This is a genomic window from Enterococcus sp. AMC1623, assembly GCF_058216495.1.
The window spans coordinates 2,931,719-2,948,890 of record NZ_CM177096.1 but is presented as its reverse complement, the minus strand read 5'-3'; the positions used below and the strand labels follow the sequence as shown (position 1 = coordinate 2,948,890).

The 17,172-nt window shown below is 35.3% G+C and carries 23 protein-coding genes; 5 read left to right on the top strand and 18 right to left on the bottom strand.

All coding sequences use genetic code 11. The annotated features are described in order from the left end of the window. Positions 1–114: 114 nt before the first annotated feature. The 10 genes from AC4BC7_RS14390 to AC4BC7_RS14345 are packed head-to-tail and all read right to left on the bottom strand — an operon-like array spanning position 115 to position 5,131. Positions 115–915 (bottom strand): ATP-binding protein, encoded by an 801-nt coding sequence (locus AC4BC7_RS14390; protein ID WP_490503175.1) that lies wholly within the window; start codon positions 913–915, stop codon positions 115–117. 10 nt (positions 916–925) lie between these two features. Further along, positions 926–1,690, bottom strand: a complete 765-nt coding sequence (locus AC4BC7_RS14385; RefSeq protein ID WP_490503174.1) for a phage replisome organizer N-terminal domain-containing protein — start codon at positions 1,688–1,690, stop codon at positions 926–928. 10 nt (positions 1,691–1,700) lie between these two features. Next, a complete protein-coding gene (locus tag AC4BC7_RS14380; RefSeq protein ID WP_490503173.1) occupies positions 1,701–2,378 on the bottom strand; it encodes a putative HNHc nuclease in 678 nt (225 codons plus the stop codon). Positions 2,379–2,383: 5 nt separating this feature from the next. Continuing rightward, positions 2,384–3,028: an ERF family protein gene (locus tag AC4BC7_RS14375; RefSeq protein ID WP_490503172.1), complete on the bottom strand. Its 645-nt coding sequence runs from the start codon at positions 3,026–3,028 to the stop codon at positions 2,384–2,386. Beyond that, positions 3,010–3,345: a hypothetical protein gene (locus tag AC4BC7_RS14370; protein ID WP_490503171.1), complete on the bottom strand. Its 336-nt coding sequence runs from the start codon at positions 3,343–3,345 to the stop codon at positions 3,010–3,012. The genes AC4BC7_RS14375 and AC4BC7_RS14370 overlap by 19 nt, the downstream gene beginning before the upstream one ends. Further along, on the bottom strand, positions 3,335–4,324 hold the full coding sequence (locus tag AC4BC7_RS14365; RefSeq protein WP_490503170.1) for a pentapeptide repeat-containing protein: 990 nt from the start codon (positions 4,322–4,324) through the stop codon (positions 3,335–3,337). The genes AC4BC7_RS14370 and AC4BC7_RS14365 overlap by 11 nt, the downstream gene beginning before the upstream one ends. Positions 4,325–4,378: 54 nt before the next feature. After that, entirely contained in the window at positions 4,379–4,555 is a 177-nt protein-coding gene (locus tag AC4BC7_RS14360; RefSeq protein WP_490503169.1) for a hypothetical protein, read from the bottom strand. 14 nt (positions 4,556–4,569) lie between these two features. Beyond that, complete coding sequence (locus AC4BC7_RS14355; RefSeq protein WP_490503168.1) at positions 4,570–4,728, bottom strand: hypothetical protein; 159 nt, start codon at positions 4,726–4,728, stop codon at positions 4,570–4,572. After that, on the bottom strand, positions 4,728–4,886 hold the full coding sequence (locus tag AC4BC7_RS14350; protein WP_490503167.1) for a hypothetical protein: 159 nt from the start codon (positions 4,884–4,886) through the stop codon (positions 4,728–4,730). The genes AC4BC7_RS14355 and AC4BC7_RS14350 overlap by 1 nt, the downstream gene beginning before the upstream one ends. Before the next feature lie 41 nt (positions 4,887–4,927). Continuing rightward, the gene (locus AC4BC7_RS14345; protein ID WP_490503166.1) at positions 4,928–5,131 is read right to left on the bottom strand and encodes an XRE family transcriptional regulator; all 204 of its coding nucleotides are present in this window, start codon (positions 5,129–5,131) and stop codon (positions 4,928–4,930) included. A gap of 85 nt (positions 5,132–5,216) precedes the next feature. Between AC4BC7_RS14345 and AC4BC7_RS14340 the strand changes: the two genes are divergently transcribed. Further along, positions 5,217–5,438: a hypothetical protein gene (locus AC4BC7_RS14340; RefSeq protein WP_490503165.1), complete on the top strand. Its 222-nt coding sequence runs from the start codon at positions 5,217–5,219 to the stop codon at positions 5,436–5,438. Here AC4BC7_RS14340 and AC4BC7_RS14335 read toward each other — a convergent pair. Genes AC4BC7_RS14335 through AC4BC7_RS14325 form a run of 3 tightly spaced genes read right to left on the bottom strand, consistent with a single transcriptional unit; the run spans position 5,424 to position 6,586 of the window. Continuing rightward, positions 5,424–5,576 carry a hypothetical protein gene (locus AC4BC7_RS14335; RefSeq protein WP_490503164.1) on the bottom strand — a complete coding sequence of 51 codons (153 nt, stop codon included), beginning with the start codon at positions 5,574–5,576 and terminating at the stop codon, positions 5,424–5,426. The genes AC4BC7_RS14340 and AC4BC7_RS14335 overlap by 15 nt on opposite strands. Positions 5,577–5,592: 16 nt before the next feature. Beyond that, the gene (locus AC4BC7_RS14330) at positions 5,593–6,339 is read right to left on the bottom strand and encodes a phage antirepressor KilAC domain-containing protein (protein ID WP_490503163.1); all 747 of its coding nucleotides are present in this window, start codon (positions 6,337–6,339) and stop codon (positions 5,593–5,595) included. A 22-nt stretch (positions 6,340–6,361) separates the two neighbouring features. Then, a complete protein-coding gene (locus AC4BC7_RS14325; RefSeq protein ID WP_490503162.1) occupies positions 6,362–6,586 on the bottom strand; it encodes a DUF739 family protein in 225 nt (74 codons plus the stop codon). A 159-nt stretch (positions 6,587–6,745) separates the two neighbouring features. Between AC4BC7_RS14325 and AC4BC7_RS14320 the strand changes: the two genes are divergently transcribed. The 4 genes from AC4BC7_RS14320 (at position 6,746) to AC4BC7_RS14305 (ending at position 10,317) form a co-directional block, all read left to right on the top strand. Next, positions 6,746–7,255, top strand: a complete 510-nt coding sequence (locus AC4BC7_RS14320; RefSeq protein WP_490503161.1) for a helix-turn-helix domain-containing protein — start codon at positions 6,746–6,748, stop codon at positions 7,253–7,255. A 14-nt stretch (positions 7,256–7,269) separates the two neighbouring features. Then, positions 7,270–7,737 (top strand): ImmA/IrrE family metallo-endopeptidase, encoded by a 468-nt coding sequence (locus tag AC4BC7_RS14315; protein ID WP_490503160.1) that lies wholly within the window; start codon positions 7,270–7,272, stop codon positions 7,735–7,737. A gap of 87 nt (positions 7,738–7,824) precedes the next feature. Beyond that, the gene (locus AC4BC7_RS14310) at positions 7,825–8,616 is read left to right on the top strand and encodes a hypothetical protein (RefSeq protein ID WP_490503159.1); all 792 of its coding nucleotides are present in this window, start codon (positions 7,825–7,827) and stop codon (positions 8,614–8,616) included. 246 nt (positions 8,617–8,862) lie between these two features. Next, a complete protein-coding gene (locus tag AC4BC7_RS14305) occupies positions 8,863–10,317 on the top strand; it encodes a recombinase family protein (RefSeq protein ID WP_490503158.1) in 1,455 nt (484 codons plus the stop codon). Positions 10,318–10,372: 55 nt separating this feature from the next. On the opposite strand, the gene comGB is transcribed toward AC4BC7_RS14305, so the two are convergent. The 5 genes from comGB to aspS form a co-directional block, all read right to left on the bottom strand. Continuing rightward, positions 10,373–11,377: a competence type IV pilus assembly protein ComGB gene (gene comGB, locus AC4BC7_RS14300; protein ID WP_490503157.1), complete on the bottom strand. Its 1,005-nt coding sequence runs from the start codon at positions 11,375–11,377 to the stop codon at positions 10,373–10,375. Beyond that, positions 11,355–12,293 (bottom strand): competence type IV pilus ATPase ComGA, encoded by a 939-nt coding sequence (gene comGA, locus AC4BC7_RS14295; protein ID WP_207942564.1) that lies wholly within the window; start codon positions 12,291–12,293, stop codon positions 11,355–11,357. Before comGA ends, comGB begins: the two co-directional genes overlap by 23 nt. A gap of 71 nt (positions 12,294–12,364) precedes the next feature. Further along, positions 12,365–14,206: an acyltransferase family protein gene (locus AC4BC7_RS14290; protein ID WP_490503156.1), complete on the bottom strand. Its 1,842-nt coding sequence runs from the start codon at positions 14,204–14,206 to the stop codon at positions 12,365–12,367. Between the two features lie 196 nt (positions 14,207–14,402). Beyond that, positions 14,403–15,278, bottom strand: coding sequence for a YitT family protein (locus tag AC4BC7_RS14285; protein WP_207942530.1), 876 nt, complete (start codon positions 15,276–15,278; stop codon positions 14,403–14,405). Between the two features lie 121 nt (positions 15,279–15,399). Continuing rightward, positions 15,400–17,172 (bottom strand): aspartate--tRNA ligase, encoded by a 1,773-nt coding sequence (gene aspS / locus AC4BC7_RS14280; protein ID WP_207942531.1) that lies wholly within the window; start codon positions 17,170–17,172, stop codon positions 15,400–15,402.

Sequence of the window (17,172 nt, the reverse complement as noted above, 5' to 3'; positions counted from 1 at the left end):
ACCTTTCGGTTTATTGCAATACGGGCATGGACCAATTGTTAAACTCCCTGAAGGTCCAGGTTGCCATAAAACTTTTTCATCTTTGCATACTAAACACATGTACGTTCCTCTTTTCTAAAAATTTATTTTTGCTCTTTTATCGTCTGTCGCTTGAGTAAATTTGATAATGTGACCTTCTACACCTTTAAATATCCGACTGATAATTTTGGGATTATAGATCTCTCTTAACTCATCACTGTTTAGATTCGTTGTAATAATGGTTCGATTGCGTGAATTTAGGATTGAGAACAAAATCCGCTGTGTATATTCGCTTGATTCATTTGTCTTGCGTTGCAAGCTTGACTCACTTCCCAAGTCATCTAAAACGAGTAAATCTACCTCGCTTAGCAAACGCACCATATTATCTTCTGTGTAACGACTTTGTTTATTTGAGATAGAATCTCTTATCAAACGAAACAAATCGGCTACAGAGATAAATAGACAGCTTCTAAACGGTTCTGAATAGTCATTTACACCTTTCAACATTGCCATTGCTAAATGCGACTTGCCTACACCAGGTACACCGCTCAAAATTGTATTAAACGGTGTATCTGTCTTGAGGTATTCACCAGCAGAGTCTCTAGCAATTTTTAAAGCCACTTCTGTTTCTGTGTTTTCTGTCAGATAATTTTTAAAAGTTGCATTCCATAGCGTTTCATCACCGATAATCGAATCTTTCCTCAGAACTTCAATTGTTTTTCTTCTGTGGTGTTTCTCAAATTGCTTGTTAACACGAGTTCTCTCTTCTTGGTCAATCTGATTTTTCGTACATTGGAGACAAAATGGCTCTTTCCCTTTTAACATCACAAGGTGTGTATTGTGTTCGTCACACATCAAATCTGTAGTTATTAGTTGTTTTAGTAACGGAAAATCCATATTGCACCTCCTAAAAATGTACAGTTGAGTTCGTAGCTCTTTTCGGTGACTCTTGATGTTCATTGAGATAGTCATCAAACTTATTCCCAAAAAGCGTTTGAGGTCTTAGATACTTATTCATTTCACTGCTTTCAAGCCATTGTTGTGTTTTCACATCAATCACTTTTTTAAAGTCGTCTTCTCTTTGTCCTTCGTTCCATCTTGCTTTAATTAAGTCTTTCCATTTTTGAGTAACCTTATATTTTTTCTTCGTTTGTTTGTTTAGATAATCGATAATCTCGACATATGGTATTCTTTCTTTATCTTCTTCTTTATCTAATTCTTTATCTATATCTGTTGCGTTAGGTTGCGTTAGACCTAACGTTAGTCTAACGTTAGAATTTTCATCTTTCTTTTTGTTATAGTGTTTTTTAGCTCTCAATCTATTTTGTTCTCTAACTTTTTCCATACCTTCGACGTTTTGATGCTTCTCCCATTTGCTTATGGCTATGATTCCCTTATTACTGATATCAATCATGTTAAAATTGGCTAAAGTAGTTAACGCCAACCGTACAGTGTTCACATTTTTACCAAATAAAGTTGCCAGCATCTCTTCTGTGTACGGCATATTCCTTTGGATATAAATCAACCCATCGTCATTAGTTTTTCCAGCTAAAACAAGCAGTCTAATCCATATAACCAATATCGCATCAGATTCTGGTACAGCTTGGATAAGCCTTATTTTTTCGTCATCAAACATCGTTGTTTTTAACTTTATCCAACTAATTTCTGCCATATTATCCCTCCTATCCTCCTATTCTCATTTCTTTTATCGCTTCCTTATTTAACTTGATTCCTTTAACTTGATACTTTTGTTTAAATCCAGTGATTCCAATTTGATGCTTTTCATGATGATGTTGAGGACATAATGCTGCGAAAGTATATTCTGAATGATCTACTTTTTTCCGACTTCTACGCCCCAATGCTTTATCAAAGTGGTCAATTTCAGCTCCTGTTTTTCCGCAAATACAGCACACCCGACTAGTGATACATTTGTATAAATAGTATTGGACATTCTGTTGTGGTATCTCGTAACCATCTTTAAAGGGAATGTTATTTTCAAAAATAAAATCGAGTATTAAATTGTCCAACGTTGCTACATCATCAATTGTGCTATTTGACATGTTCGACAAGCTGATTGTTCTTCCTGTGTAGTATCGAAATTGCCAATAAAACACGTCTTTCAGGCTTTCCAAAGGCTCGCCAGTATGCTTGTATATATCGCCTAACAAAGCGAATGTGAAGGCTCTCTGTTGTGTTGTAAAGCACCGAGGGTCTTTAAAAAATATCTCGGCTGTTCTGTCACCTTCATAATCTTTAAATATAGTTTTCAAGCGTTCAAAATTCAGTTCATCTAGTAATTCGAATGTTATTTTATTACCATTGACTTTTACGAGTTTTCCAATATTTGTTAAGTTATTCAATTAGATCACTTCTTGCTCGTATAGTATTTTTCTAACTCATTTAGATAGCGATTTAAGGTAGTAAGTTGTTCGGTATCAATTTGTCTGATATCAACAACAAACCCGATTTTCTTTTCTGTGATTTGTTCAAAAAAACTCTTACTTTCTAAGTTTGCTAATTTTGCTATTTCATCTGCTCTCTTTTGCAAAGCGTCCTGTTGTACTTTGCTAGCTTTTTTAGGTGTCGCTTGTTTGACTTGTTCGCTGTATTCGTCTGTATCTGCATCTTTGGTATCGTCAATCTGATACAATCCGTTCATTGCATATTTCCGTGCATAAGATGACGCGGTTCCTGTTATTTGTGACTCGTCCATTCCTTTTTTAGCAAGTGGCTCTCGAGCATAAGCTGTAGCTATTTCTTCTTCATGTGTTTTCACATCTTTAATACTTGCGGTAGCTTTTATATAGTGCCAATCTCCTATTATGACAGGCTCATCGGACAGTTTTGCTACTAGTCCATATTGATGTGCAATAGGTTTCACAGCTTCGAGAATATCTTCTGCACTTCGATAGTTGTACTTACCAAAATTATTACGTTGGCTCTTTGGTGCTTTTAACTCTGTTATTAAATGAGATAATTTTTCTAAAAATGTTAATTTTTTTTCTGCCATTCTTCTAACTCCTCACCTGTTGTAATATCCATACTCCAATATAGTTCCGTGTCTTTTTCGTCCAATAAATCAATTAAGTTATCATCGCAAGCTAGATACGTGTTGAAAAAATCATCACTAGTTTTAGCGTGAGATATGATTGTGCCGATTGTCTTTTTAAATCGGACTACAAATACTCTGTCTTCTGCGTCAATTTGCTTCCCTTGCCAATCTAAAAGTACATCTTCGCAGTATTCATCCTTACCTAAGTGTTGATTGATATTAGGTAATAGATGATTAGTTTCATCAGCTAATGCTTTGTCAAAGTTAAAATTCATGCACATCAACCCCTGTAATTTGTTTGAATTTCACTGCGTCAAAATTAGGAATGGTCAATACGTCCGCTTTTTCACCTTCATCAAGATTTTTCCAAAACTTTTGAAAAGCTTCTTTATATCTCAATGGGTTACGTTTCAAATAACCTTGATTCACTTCCCAGTTAGGATTTTTCGCTTTTTCATCTTCTGTCATATCAACACCCCAAACCCAATCGGTTGGACGATACAAGAAGCTATTAAGAACTCTGCGACCACGATGCCAGTACCACTCATCCCATGTGATATCCGTTTCCTTGTCGAAAAAGTGCAGTGGTCTAGTTTCTGTATTAAAACATCCAGAATTATGATCAGATAAATTCCAGTCACCACTGTTGAAGTCACCACTGTTGAAGTCACCACTGTTGAAGTCACCACTGTTGAAGTCACCACTGTTGAAGTCACCACTGTTGCGGTTACCACTGTTGCGGTTACCACTGTTGAAGTCACCACTGTTGAAGTCACCACTGTTGAAGTCACCACTGTTGCGGTCACCACTGTTGAAGTCACCACTGTTGCGGTCACCACTGTTGAAGTCACCACTGTTGAAGTCACCACTGTTGCGGTTACCACTGTTGCGGTCACCACTGTTGCGGTTACCACTGTTGCGCAGACCGACATTGTTACTACCGCTATTTGCAAGTCTTAGCATTTCTTCCCACGAAATTTCGCGTATGATTTCAATGACATCTGTTACAAGCTTGTCATCATCACCAAGCACTTTGCCATGAGCGATTATCTCAGCAATTTTGTTCGCTGGATCAAATGAATAATAATTAAAGCAATCAGCAACTTGTGGGCAAAAGTGGAAACCTGCGTTACACAAGCCGATTTCGCCATCATGTGTAAAAGTTTGACCTACTTTATATTGAAAGCCACGACATTGCCAATTAGAATCGAATACCTTGAAACCTGTTACTACTTCTGATTTTTGTTTTTTCATGTTATAATCTCCTTAGATATGTTCTTATTTGTGACTCATTGCTTGTCGGCGGAGTCACTTTTTTTGTTCTGTCACAACCTTAGCTGCGGTAAAAATTAATGCGTAACCAACATTTTTAGCTTCTTCTGGTGTCAATCGTTGGTTGATAGTCTCATTTGTCCCATGGACAATCAGTAGTACTTCACCATTTAAAATGCCGATTTCTATTAGTTCCTTAGTCTCCTCTGTCATTTGTCAACCTCCCCTTATCTATAAATATTAAACTCGCCATCACCTTTTATTTGAGAGACAAAAACTGTTTTGCTACGCGTTTTTACGTTTACATCAGTGCCCATTAATTCGAAATTTAAAAACACAGCAACTCTTTTTTTACGCAAGTACCAAATGCAAAAATTCTTCAGCATTAACTTGCCTCCTTTCTTTTCCTTTCCGCTGATTTAAGCTTCAATTCGATAATGAAATCTTGAATATCCTTTGGTAACTCGACTTTGGAAATATCTGGAATCAAGTTACCGTTAATATCAAAATTCCGAACTTCGAATTGTTTTCGTTCTTGTTTCAAGATATTCACCTACTCTCTTAAATTTATTTCGAGTTTGCTTTTCATTTTGAAATCTCCTTATTTTTCTTTTCCAACTCGTGCAAAATCACTTCAATTTTTTTGACTTGTGGTTTTGCGGAACGCTTCCCTTTCATAATGTCTGACATATAAGGTTTAGAAATCTCAAGTTTCTCAGCTAACCAATTTTGATTTTTACCATGTTTGGCTAAAGCAACCCGAATTTTTATAATAAAATCTTGTGACATACAATCACTTCCTTTCTGTTTATTGATATAATCTCCTTATCAGCAAGTGATCTGCTGAAATAACTGATAAGGTGGTGAAAATAATATGGGACTTAGCCCGAAACCAACATCTCATATAAATTCATATGGTTGGAAAGAGTTAGATAATTGGTTAAAACTACAATTTGAATCAAATACAACCGGTTCTCCTTTTGCTGATGTGAACTTGAAATTTTATTCTCTTTCTAAAGAAGAAATAATTAGAGAAGCTCAATCTAAAGGGTATTCAGTTGAAGATTTAGGTAACGATACTTTAAGATTTACTTGATTTTTCAATTTTTGGGGTCAATTTCGATGTCATATCACTTAACTGAACTAAATTACTATCTTTTTGCTCCTCGCTACTCGCAATAGCTTGGAGCAATTCTGCTATTTCTTTTGGTGTTGCTTCGATTGTGATTTTCATTTTGCTTCCTCCTTTTCTAACCAACTTCTTCTAAATCCATTTGAGGGTAATAGCCCTCTGCAATTAATAAGTTGTAAATAAAAACTCGCCCTTTTTGCGTCCATTTCGTATTCATAACAACTTTTACACCGCCATCAGCTTTTGGAATCTCACTTGTGTGCGATTTTGTGTAACCTTGATTCATGTGTTTTTTATACAACAACCATTGTCCACTGACTTTGTGTTGTACACCTAGTTTGTTTAACAATTTATTCAATGCGATTGCTGACATTCCGTAATCAGCTGCAATTTGCGAAGTCGCTACTGTATCAGTTGATGAAAGAATCATATCTAGATAGCTGATTTTCGGTTCGTATTCGGCGATTTTTTGCTCTAACATCAATTTTTCTTCCTCTAAATCGGCAGCTAATCTTAATGCTTGTGCAAAAGTTTGAGGTACATTACTGTAACTTCCTGTTTTTCTAATTGTTGGTATGACTTCTACTGCTAGCCAATCCTGAAATTTTTCAGCTAAAGCATTATTCGCTTTAAAAGCTAACTTGTATACCATCGGCTCACTGATAAAGTCGTTTTTCGCAACTTCTTGCGAAAGGTATTTTTTTAAATATCCGTTAACAGTTCTCCACCGAACATATTCTTTGCCGTTTTTTGTTTCCACAAACCCCAAACTTCTTGCTACTGTTTCAGCATTAAACAACGATTCACCGTTTTCCGTCTTAACTTCTAATTCAAATAGATTATTTTCAAATTTTTGTGTTTTCATTTTTCGAATCCCTTTCTTTAGTTCAAACTTTTTGAACTTTTAAATTAAAAAAATATTCGCCAATTTCTTCTCTTGGAATATCTAGCAATTCAATGGCTTTTTGAAGTTCGGTGCTTTTCCATGGTACTCGGTTATTCAATTTTAATGACAAACTTCTTTCTGACAAACCTAAAGCGATTGAAAAATTATATTGCGTTCCGTATTTCTCAACAATTTTTCCTGATAACTTAGAATAATCAAAACTCATATTAGTTCGCTCCTTTCTAGTTCAAATGTTTTGAACTTTGTAACCAAAGTATAACCCCTTCACAAAACATTGTCAATAAAAAAGTTCAAATTAATTTAACTTTTTTATTGAACTTATGTTCAATTAGGTATATAATAAGTATCAGAAAGGAGGTATAAGATGAAGCAAACGACTCAGCAACGACTTAATCAGTTAATGTCTGAAAGAAATTTAAAGCAAGTTGATATTCTGAATATGTCTTTACCTTTACAAAAAGAAACTGGAATAAAAATGTCAAAAAGTCATCTATCGCAATATGTCAATGGTAAATCCTCGCCCGACCAATACAAACTTTATTTACTGGCTAAAACTTTAAATGTGAGCGAGGCGTGGTTACTTGGTTACGATGTTCCAAAAGAAGATAAGGAAAATGATGTTCCATCTATCGAATCAATCTACAATCAGTTAGAAGACTCTCGTCAAAAAGAAGTATATGATTTCGCAGAGTATCATTTAAAAGAACAAGAAAATGCAGCAGCAAACAGCAATAAAGTTATTCCGTTGAAAGAGAAAAAGAAAGAAACAAAAGATTATTTAAAAGTTGTTGCAGCTCATATTGATGACGATGCAACCGAAGAAGAATTAGATGAAATCAAAGCATTTATTGATTCATTAACAAAAGAAGATTAATGGTGGTAGGTCAGATGAATAAAGCAGAAGCGCTCATGGCAAGTTTCCCGGATTTAGATTATCGTTTCAATCCTCGAATGCCTAAAAAACTTAAAGGTCTTTGTCACGGTGACATAATATGGTTAAATCCTAATCAACATGAAACAGAATTACCTGGGAATTTAGCAGAAGAAATTGGGCATCACTTAACTGGGGTTGGAAAAATTATCGATCAAAAAACTAATGCGGAACGGAAGCAAGAACAAAAAGCCCGTGATGTTGGTGTGAAGTTGGTAGTTACTCCTGCAGATATTCTATCTTGCTACAAAGAAGGTTTAATCTACCGTTGGGAATGCGCTGAATATTTAGGTATTACACTAAAAACTTTAAATCAAGCAATAGAAGCTTATGCAAAAACAAATGATGGGAAATTAAAGTATAGTCATTATACTATTTATTTCAAATCCAATGGAACTGTAGAAATATTTGATTGGTTTAATTAAAATAACCCCAGCCATAGTTGGTCCTACGGCTAGGGTTCCTCATTTCTGAGATGCACATATATATTATATCAGAAATGAGGGTTTAAAATGGAAATATTAGGTACTTTGCTTTTAGTAGTTTCAGTTTTTATATTAATATTTGTTGGCTGGATGGTCTTTCGAAAAAAAGAGTCTGCAAAAAAATATTTAATTCCATTGGGTGCAGCGATTATATTATTTGGCATAGGTTATATTTTTGTACCTAAAGAGACAGAACCAGCAACAAAACAAACTGCTACGAGTAGTGAAAGTGTTGAGGAATCTGTTGAAAAATTAAGCCTAGAAGAACAAAGCAAACAATTCTTAATTGAAAATGGTGGTATCGATAATGATATAAATCATTTGGTAGATTCATATTTAGCTATTCAGGACAAGGAATTGAAACAAATGGTAGCTGTCGGAAATGCTAAAGGAACCCAAATAAAAGATGACTTTGATGTTATCGGTTCTAATATAAGCGCCACCGGAATGGTTATTTCGTTTGAAAATATTTACGTCAACACTTATAACAATCGTGGTAAAAAGAACGGTGTAAAAGCCGAAGAACGAACAGACTTCTTCTCTATGTATACAGGAAATAAGCCTATTAATGATTTTGAATATATTGAATACGATCCTGTCTTACATAAGGACAGAGATAAAAACGAATTCTTTTTAGGTGTCTATCCAGATGAAGTTAATCATTTTGTATTGGTCGATTTAGATTCAGAACATGAAATAGAGTTGGGGCAAACGATTACAATACAAGGACGAATCAGTAATTTTGTAGTTACAGAAGATTTTGACAGCAACGAGAATTCTGCCATTAGCATTGATATGGCAAAAATAATAGAAGAATAACGAAAATAACATATTCTTCAACTTTGGCGAGCAGAGAATATGATTTATATAAATATTATCTAGGGCATGAAATTAAGTTCTAAAATTTCATTTATCCACATTTTTAGACACAGACTGTGGATATGTATGTTAAATAAAAAACACGTCCCTCAACTTTGGCGAGCGGAGGACGTGAAGATGAAAATAACACCTAGGGCATAGGGTTATTTACTATGCCTATTTTATCATAAGTAGGAGCTGAATTAAATGAATATTAATAACGTTGCAATCTATGTAAGGGTATCAACATTGGAGCAAGCCGAGTCGGGTTATTCCATCGAAGAGCAAACCGATAAACTAAAAAAATATTGTGACCTTAAAGACTGGAATATCCATAAGATTTACACCGACCCTGGGTTTAGTGGGTCTAGTATCAAGCGCCCTGCTTTGTCTCAATTAATCACTGATGCAAAGTTAAAACGCTTTGATTGTGTCCTTATTTATAAATTAGATCGTTTGTCCAGGTCTCAAAAGGACACCTTGTATTTGATTGAAGATATTTTTACTGCTAATGACATCGCTTTTGTTAGTTTAAGTGAAAATTTTGATACTGCTACTCCATTCGGAAAAGCTATGATTGGTATTTTGGCAGTGTTCGCACAATTAGAACGTGAACAAATTAAAGAGCGTATGACAATGGGTAAATTAGGGCGTGCTAAAGCTGGTAAAGCGATGGGATGGTCTAAGGTGCCATTTGGCTATAAATACGATAAGGACACTGGAATTTACACAATAAACGAACTGGAAGCAAGTATCATTAAAAGGATATTTAACGACTATTTAAGTGGTATATCCATCACAAAACTAAAAGACCACTTAAATGAGGAAGGTCATGTAGGAAAAGACATTGACTGGTCATACCGTACGATTAGACAGACCTTAGATAATAAAACATATTGCGGTTATACAAAATATAAAGGGCAGTATTTCAAAGCAGACTATCCTGCTATTATAGATGAAGAAACTTACGAAAAAACCATAAAAGAGTTGGATATTAGGCAAAAACAAGCTTATGAAATGAATAATAATCCGAGACCCTTCCAAACTAAATATATGATGTCTGGATTAATAAGATGTGGTATATGTGGAGCAACATTTGATATAAATCTTGGTTCTATTCGTAAGGACGGAACTAGATCCAAAAAATATCGTTGTCATTCTACCAAATCGAAAAAGCATAACCCTACAATGAAAAAAAATCCTAATGGATGTACTTCTAACGCTTATAATATGGAAGATTTGGAACATGTTGTACTTGACGTAATCGAGCAACTTAGAATTAATCCGTTAGGTATTAATGAATTATCAAAGACAGAAGAAGAAACTGCCCCTGAAATAATAAAAAATAGAATCGACGAACTGGATAAAACCCTTGAAAAACTAATTGATTTATTTTTAGATTCTTCTTTACCAAAGTCAAAACTGCAGGCTAGACAAACGAAAATTTTAGAAGAAAAAGAAGCCCTTGAAAATCAATTAATTGATAGAAATAAACGTTTGCTTGAACCTTCTGAAGCTATTGATTTGTTAGCGGATTTGAATAAATCTGTTTTTGAAATGACCTATGAAGAACAAAAAATTTTAGTTAGAAAACTAATCGAAAAAATCGTTATCTATCCCGAAAACATTGATATAACTTGGAAATTCGCTGTTTTAAAATAGCGAATTTTACTATACTTCATTTCAATTAACGTAAATCCCTCATGAAGCTTCTTTTTCATGTCATCATACCTCCTATATTTCCATAAATTGGTAAAAACATTGCCATATAAATAGCCAAAATCAAGATTGCCACGAATAAAAAAACCAGTGGCTGAATCCATTGAATGTATTTTTCAATTTGCACAATAAATTTATTCAATAATAGTTGACTGTACACAACTAATTCTTCGCCTAATTTCCCTTTCACTTCTCCTTGAAAAACAATCAGCGGAAATTCTTTCGTTAAAAAAGGATAGCGTTCTAATTGTGTTGCCAAACTTTTTCCAATAATTAATCCCTCATGCGCTTCTTGCGCCACCACAGTTAATAATGTTTCTTGCTCCATTTTCATCGTGTAGCTCAAGATTTGATGAGCTTCCATTCCTTGCCTAAATAAACGCCCCCATTCTAAAGCAAAATAACTCGTTTGGTAAAAAATATATAGCGAGCCAAAGAAAGGGAGCTTTGCTAAAAAACAGGCTTTATCTAAGATACTACGGTGCTTAAAATACACGCTACTTGCTATCAGTACTATGCCAAGCAGGAAAACTACCCCTAGCAAAATGAAAGGACTATACTTCAAAAAAAGCATCCCCACGTGTTTTTCATCAATCATGCCCGATTGCAACAAAGAAGGTAATAAAAAGAAACGCATCCCCATTAACAAAGACACAATAAACGTTAGTAATAGCAAAGGATAGATTGCAACTTTACGGAGTTCTTTTTGTTGTTTTTCAAATAAGTTGATATGCTGCAACATTAAATTTAATGTATGATTCAATTCTCCGTGACTTTCGGCTAATTGAATCTGTAAGGCTTGCTGTTTGGAAAATCCAGCGTTTAAAAAACAACGCGCAACAGAATTACCTTGAGCGAGCTCTGTTATAAACTGCTTCACTTTTTCTTCTGGAAATTGACCGCTACGTTTCATCACGAGTAAGCTTTCTTGTAAGGAAAAACCATTGTCTAACAATGCAACGAGCAGTTCTAAAAATTGCTTACGAAAACTTTCTTTTTTCACAGATTTCCCCCTGTTGCTGTAATTGTTTGTAGCGCGTGGGAAAACTTTCTTTGAGTTGTTTATCAAAAAAGAACTCATAACCGACTAATGCTTGAACCTCATTTGTCGAATTGAGAAATAATTGTTGATATAACACGCCATTTAAACAATGCTTTAATTCTGTATCTGTTCCCACTAAATCTATTAGGCGGCTTTTGGTTTCATGGAGCCCTTTCGCATGAACGGTTGCTAAAACCGTATGACCCGTTAAAGCTGCGCGAATCGCTGCTAAAGCCGTTACACGGTCACGAATCTCTCCAATAATCAATAAATCTGGTCGATGACGTAACGCCAATTTAATCAGTTGATCGTATGTTTGCCCAATTTTTTCATTGGTTTGTAGTTGTAAAAAAGCAACTTCTTCAATTTCAACAGGATCTTCAATCGTAATCACTTGTCCGGTACTTTGTCTAGCTAGTTCATACATCATTGTTGTTTTTCCAGAACCTGTGGGACCGCTAAATAAATACAAGCCGACTTTTTGTTGGACATATTCTTGGATGACTGATAGGTCTTCTGGATAAAAATAGCCTATTTGTTGGTGCCTTGTATGCAAAAAACGAATGACCATACTTTCTTGTCCACGATAATCACCCACCGAAGATAAACGTAAACGTTGCTTATTTTCGGGTAACAAATACGTGATTGCACCAAGCTGCGCCTTGCGTTTCTCACCAACGTCCATTTCACCTAAATATTTAAAACGCGCAATCAGTTGTTGAATAATTGCAAGTGGCAATTGTCGATATAATTGAGTGGTCATACTTTGTCGAAAAAATAATTTGCCCATCTCACCTACTGAATAAATATATAAATCTTGCATCTGATGCTCCATCCCGTATGCAATCAACTCATCCGATAGCTTTTGAATATCCAATTCATCTCCTCCCTTCACTCTTAATATACGAAAAAACTCCCTTAAACTTTTTCGTCTAAGGGAGTTTTTTTTTAATTTAAGATTGCTTTTGCGATTAAAGAGACATACGCTGTTAAGCCATTTTCATCTGGATGAACAGAATCTTCTCTAAACCATTCTTCATGATTGACACTTTCACCATACCAATCAATCAGCGTAATATTATCGTATTTTTCCGCCATTCGATTAAATAAATCGTTGACTTCATTTTGCCAGCGTTGGGTAGGTACGTGGACATTTACAAGGTACACTTGACGCTCACCAATGGTTGCCATGATACCATCAAATTGGGCTTCTGTTGCTGTTCCATTTGTTCCTAACGCTAAGACAACTTTATCTTTTAATAAACCTTGTTCACGCAAGCTTTTTAATAACTCAGCTGCTTGGTATAATTGACGACCAACATCTGCATCAACAATTGCTTGAGGAAAGACTTGTTGTAAATCAATCGTGGCACCTAACATAACCGAATCACCAAAAGCGGTGACTTCTGTACTATAGGCTTCTTCTAGCTGTGCTTTGGTTAAATCATACGTTGCCATAATTTCTTCAGCATTTTCGCCTAATTCTACTTTATTTTGTTGATCTTTTGTTTTTTCAGCAGCCTCTTTATTTTTAGCAATATCTTTTTGGAATTTTTCTTGAGCAGCATCTACTTGATTACTTGGTGCCGTTGTAATTCCAACAAGTGCAGTAACGGTGACTAACGCACAAACAATTCCGGTAATTTTCCGAGAATTTTTTAATGGTAGTGCTAACCATTCTTTGACTTTAATGCGCAGTTTACGGAAATTAAAGTATCGCATCGGTTTTTCAACTAATTGATACGACAATTCACTCATAAACAAAATCAAGAATAACTCAATCAACACATGCATCCAACTATTATTGGCAATATTTTTTACTTTTGCTTCATAAAAAATCATCACTGGAAATTGATATAAATAGATACCGTAGCTTCGTTTGCCTAGATACGTAAAAAAACGATTGGTTAACAAACGATTTAAACTTGCTCCTGGATGTGCCGTAACCGCTACTAAAACTGCAGCGACCAGACTAATTAAATACATTCCGCCATAATAAACAAAAGGCTGTTGCGCTCCTAAATAAATAAACGAAAGTATCAACAGGACTAAGGCCAAAATACCCGAAGCATTTAATACCCGTTTAGCTTGCGAAGGGATTTTACTTTTTAGTTGCATGCTTGGCCAAATAAATGCCAGCGCACTTCCAATCCAAACAGAAAAAATACGAGTATCTGTACCATAATATACGCGCGTTGGGTCCACATCAGGTGTATATAATATTCCCATCAATATCGCAGACAGTAATCCTCCAATCGAAAGAATCGCAAATATTTTGTTTTTACGTTTCACAAATTTTACTAATAAAACAAAAATGACTGGAAAAATCAAATAGTGTTGACCTTCTAATGCCAATGACCATAAATGTGTAAAGGGCGATTCGCCACCAAATCGATCAAAATAAGACATACCATGATTGATTTGCCACCAGTTATTCACATAGAGTAAACTACTTGTCACAATGCCTCTTAAATTGTTTAATAAGTTCCTCTGAAACAATGTAATGTATGCGGAGGAAAGAATTAAAAGGACGAGCATCGCCGGATACAATCGTTTGATTCGCCGAATATAAAAATCTTTAATTTGGATTTTACCATTTTGTTGCCATTCTTGACGCAACAAGTCAGTAATCAAATAACCTGAAATAACAAAAAATACGGGTACACCTAAATATCCCCCCTGCATACTTGTAGGGATTAGATGATAAAATATAACACCGATTACAGCTAAACTGCGAATACCGTCAAACCCGGTGATATAGCGACTCTTTTTGATTCGTTTTTTCTCCATGCGTTTACCTTCTCTATTCATTTCTCTACCTTTCATCATGCCATAGAAATGACAAAAAATCACCAGAGAAAACATAAAAAAAAGAAATTTTTTTCATTTTATTTCTCTTGTCCCAAAATACTAACCATCCAAAATTTACACAATCATTTAATACAAAAACAGCATCTGATCGTACATCAAATACTGTTATCCCCTTCTATAGTTCTTCTTCATAAAAGCGACCTAGAATTTGTACATTGTCCGCAATACTTACAAACGCTTTTTTATCGGCTTCACGCATTGCTTGGCGTAAAATAGGTAATTCAAAACGAGTCACAACCGTTAATAAAACCGTTTGTTTATCATGACGAAAAGCCCCTTCTGCTTCGTGAATAATCGTAATTCCGCGGCGCAAACTATTTTGAATCGAATGAATGACTTGATCTGGATGGCGCGTAATAATCGTCACTTGCATTTTCTTTTGTTTCGTATAGACTGCATCGGTTACCTTCCCACTTACAAAAATTGCCAGTGCGCTATACAGCGCATATTGCCAACCAAATAACATCCCTGCTGCCAGTAAAATAAAGAAATTAAAAATAATTGAAATCGAACCAATCGTCTTACCAGTTTTTTTACGAATTGCAATACTTATAAAATCCAAGCCACCTGAAGACAAACCATTTTTTAACGCATATCCAATTCCAGCCCCCATAACTGCGCCACCAAAAATCGCACAAATAATAGGATCAGTTGTTAATACCTCAGTTGGCATAATTTGCATAAAAATCGAGGTTAATACGACGGTAATACCAGTAAAAATAGTAAATTTATGTCCTATTTTAAACCAGCCTATTAAAAATAAAGGTACATTCAATAATAATAAGGTCAACGAAACAGGTAAATGAATATCAAACCATGTTTCAGACAAAGTGGAGACTATTTGAGCAATACCTGTCAGTCCACTAGAATAAATTTTTCCTGGTTCATAAAAAATATTGACTGCCACAGAAGCTAAAATAGCATACACAACAGAAAAAGAAAATTTCATCGCATAATCTGGATGCGGTAGAAACTTAAATAGGCGACTCATGATAGTTCCTCACTTTTATATTTAGATACGTTCATTCCTATTATAGGCAGTTTTAGCCTAAAAAGAAATCAAAAAACCTGAAAAAAGTTCTTTCATTAAACTTTTTTCAGGTTTTAAAAGATTACTCCTCTTCTACAGAAGTAACATCAATATTTAACTCAAATAATTGTAGTGGTGATACTGTACTTGGTGCTGCAGACATTGGATCCACGGCTTTTCCGTTTTTAGGGAACGCAATGACTTCACGAATATTCTCTTCACCAGCTAATAACATTGCTAAGCGATCTAATCCTAAAGCAATTCCGCCATGTGGAGGGAAACCGTAATCTAAAGCATCTAGCAAGAAACCAAATTGTTCTTGCATTTCGCGACGAGAAAAACCTAATGTTTCAAACATTTGTTCTTGAACTTCACGTGTATGAATACGTAGTGATCCACCACCTAATTCGTAGCCATTTAACACAATATCGTATGCTTCAGCATGAACTTTCGCTGGTTCAGTTGCTAATAGCTCAACGTCACCTGCTTTAGGTAAAGTAAATGGATGATGGGCAGACACATAGCGACCAGCTTCTGCATCATATTCAAATTGTGGCCAATCAACTACCCATAAGAAGTTGAACGCTGACTCATCAATCAATTCCAATTCTTTTCCTAGACGTGTACGAATCGCTCCTAATGTTGCCGCAACAATCTCAAAGCTATCGGCACCAAACATCAATAAATCGCCTACTTCAGCATTTGTTGCTGCGATAATTTCATCTGTTGCTTCTACTAAAAATTTAGCGATTGGTCCTTTCAAACCATCTTCTTCAACTTTCAACCAAGCTAAACCTTTTGCACCAAATTGGCTAGCATATTGTCCTAAGTTATCCATATCTTTACGAGAATATTTTGCAGCAGCACCTTTTGCATTTAATGCTTTAACAACGCCACCGTTTTGTAATGCCATTTGGAATACTTTGAAATCAATCTCTTTAACAGTTTCTGATAAATCAATTAATTCCATCTCAAAACGTGTATCTGGTTTATCACTACCGTAACGATTCATCGCTTCATCCCAACTCATGCGAGGGAATGGTAGAGTAACTTCCACGCCTTTGACTTCTTTCATCACTTTCGCAATCATTTGTTCAGTATAATCTTGAATTTCATCAGCTGTTAAAAAAGATGTCTCAATATCAATTTGAGTAAATTCTGGTTGACGGTCACCACGTAAATCTTCATCACGGAAACAACGAACGATTTGGTAATAACGGTCAAATCCTGCATTCATCAATAATTGTTTAAAAATTTGTGGTGATTGTGGCAATGCATAAAAATGCCCTGGATGCACACGAGATGGAACTAAGTAGTCACGTGCTCCTTCTGGCGTTGATTTTGCCAAATAAGGTGTTTCAATATCTAAGAAATCATTGTCATCTAAGAAACGGCGGATTGATTGCGTAATTTTTGTACGTGTAATTAAATTTTTTGTCATATTTGGACGACGTAAATCTAAATAACGATATTTCATACGAACTTCATCGCCGACATTTGCGTCTTCTTCAATTGGAAATGGTGGTGTTTTTGATTTGCTTAAAATGGTGATTTCGTCAATCATCACTTCATATTCTCCTGTTACCATTTTAGGATTTACTGCTTCTGGATTACGAGCAATCACTTCACCGGTAACTTCAATAACATACTCGCTACGGCAAGTATCTGCTGTTTCCCAAGCTTCTTTTGATAATTCTGGATTAAATACGACTTGGACAATTCCTTCACGGTCACGTAAATCGATGAAGATAACGCCACCTAAGTCACGACGCTTTTGTACCCAACCTTTTAATGTTACTTTTTGGCCTAGCTGTTCTTTTGAGACACGGCCACAATACACTGTGCGTTTTGCCAT

Coding starts and splice junctions, on each gene's coding strand:
- AC4BC7_RS14320 (WP_490503161.1), top strand. CDS start 6,746: ATGAAGCAAACGACTCAGCAACGACTTAATCAGTTAATGTCTGAAAGA.
- AC4BC7_RS14305 (WP_490503158.1), top strand. CDS start 8,863: ATGAATATTAATAACGTTGCAATCTATGTAAGGGTATCAACATTGGAG.
- AC4BC7_RS14290 (WP_490503156.1), bottom strand. CDS start 14,206: ATGGAGAAAAAACGAATCAAAAAGAGTCGCTATATCACCGGGTTTGAC.
- AC4BC7_RS14360 (WP_490503169.1), bottom strand. CDS start 4,555: ATGACAGAGGAGACTAAGGAACTAATAGAAATCGGCATTTTAAATGGT.
- AC4BC7_RS14310 (WP_490503159.1), top strand. CDS start 7,825: ATGGAAATATTAGGTACTTTGCTTTTAGTAGTTTCAGTTTTTATATTA.
- aspS (WP_207942531.1), bottom strand. CDS start 17,172: ATGGCAAAACGCACAGTGTATTGTGGCCGTGTCTCAAAAGAACAGCTA.
- AC4BC7_RS14285 (WP_207942530.1), bottom strand. CDS start 15,278: ATGAGTCGCCTATTTAAGTTTCTACCGCATCCAGATTATGCGATGAAA.
- AC4BC7_RS14315 (WP_490503160.1), top strand. CDS start 7,270: ATGAATAAAGCAGAAGCGCTCATGGCAAGTTTCCCGGATTTAGATTAT.
- AC4BC7_RS14385 (WP_490503174.1), bottom strand. CDS start 1,690: ATGGCAGAAATTAGTTGGATAAAGTTAAAAACAACGATGTTTGATGAC.
- AC4BC7_RS14340 (WP_490503165.1), top strand. CDS start 5,217: ATGGGACTTAGCCCGAAACCAACATCTCATATAAATTCATATGGTTGG.
- AC4BC7_RS14370 (WP_490503171.1), bottom strand. CDS start 3,345: ATGAATTTTAACTTTGACAAAGCATTAGCTGATGAAACTAATCATCTA.
- AC4BC7_RS14375 (WP_490503172.1), bottom strand. CDS start 3,028: ATGGCAGAAAAAAAATTAACATTTTTAGAAAAATTATCTCATTTAATA.
- AC4BC7_RS14335 (WP_490503164.1), bottom strand. CDS start 5,576: ATGAAAATCACAATCGAAGCAACACCAAAAGAAATAGCAGAATTGCTC.
- AC4BC7_RS14330 (WP_490503163.1), bottom strand. CDS start 6,339: ATGAAAACACAAAAATTTGAAAATAATCTATTTGAATTAGAAGTTAAG.
- AC4BC7_RS14390 (WP_490503175.1), bottom strand. CDS start 915: ATGGATTTTCCGTTACTAAAACAACTAATAACTACAGATTTGATGTGT.
- AC4BC7_RS14365 (WP_490503170.1), bottom strand. CDS start 4,324: ATGAAAAAACAAAAATCAGAAGTAGTAACAGGTTTCAAGGTATTCGAT.
- AC4BC7_RS14345 (WP_490503166.1), bottom strand. CDS start 5,131: ATGTCACAAGATTTTATTATAAAAATTCGGGTTGCTTTAGCCAAACAT.
- AC4BC7_RS14325 (WP_490503162.1), bottom strand. CDS start 6,586: ATGAGTTTTGATTATTCTAAGTTATCAGGAAAAATTGTTGAGAAATAC.
- AC4BC7_RS14355 (WP_490503168.1), bottom strand. CDS start 4,728: ATGCTGAAGAATTTTTGCATTTGGTACTTGCGTAAAAAAAGAGTTGCT.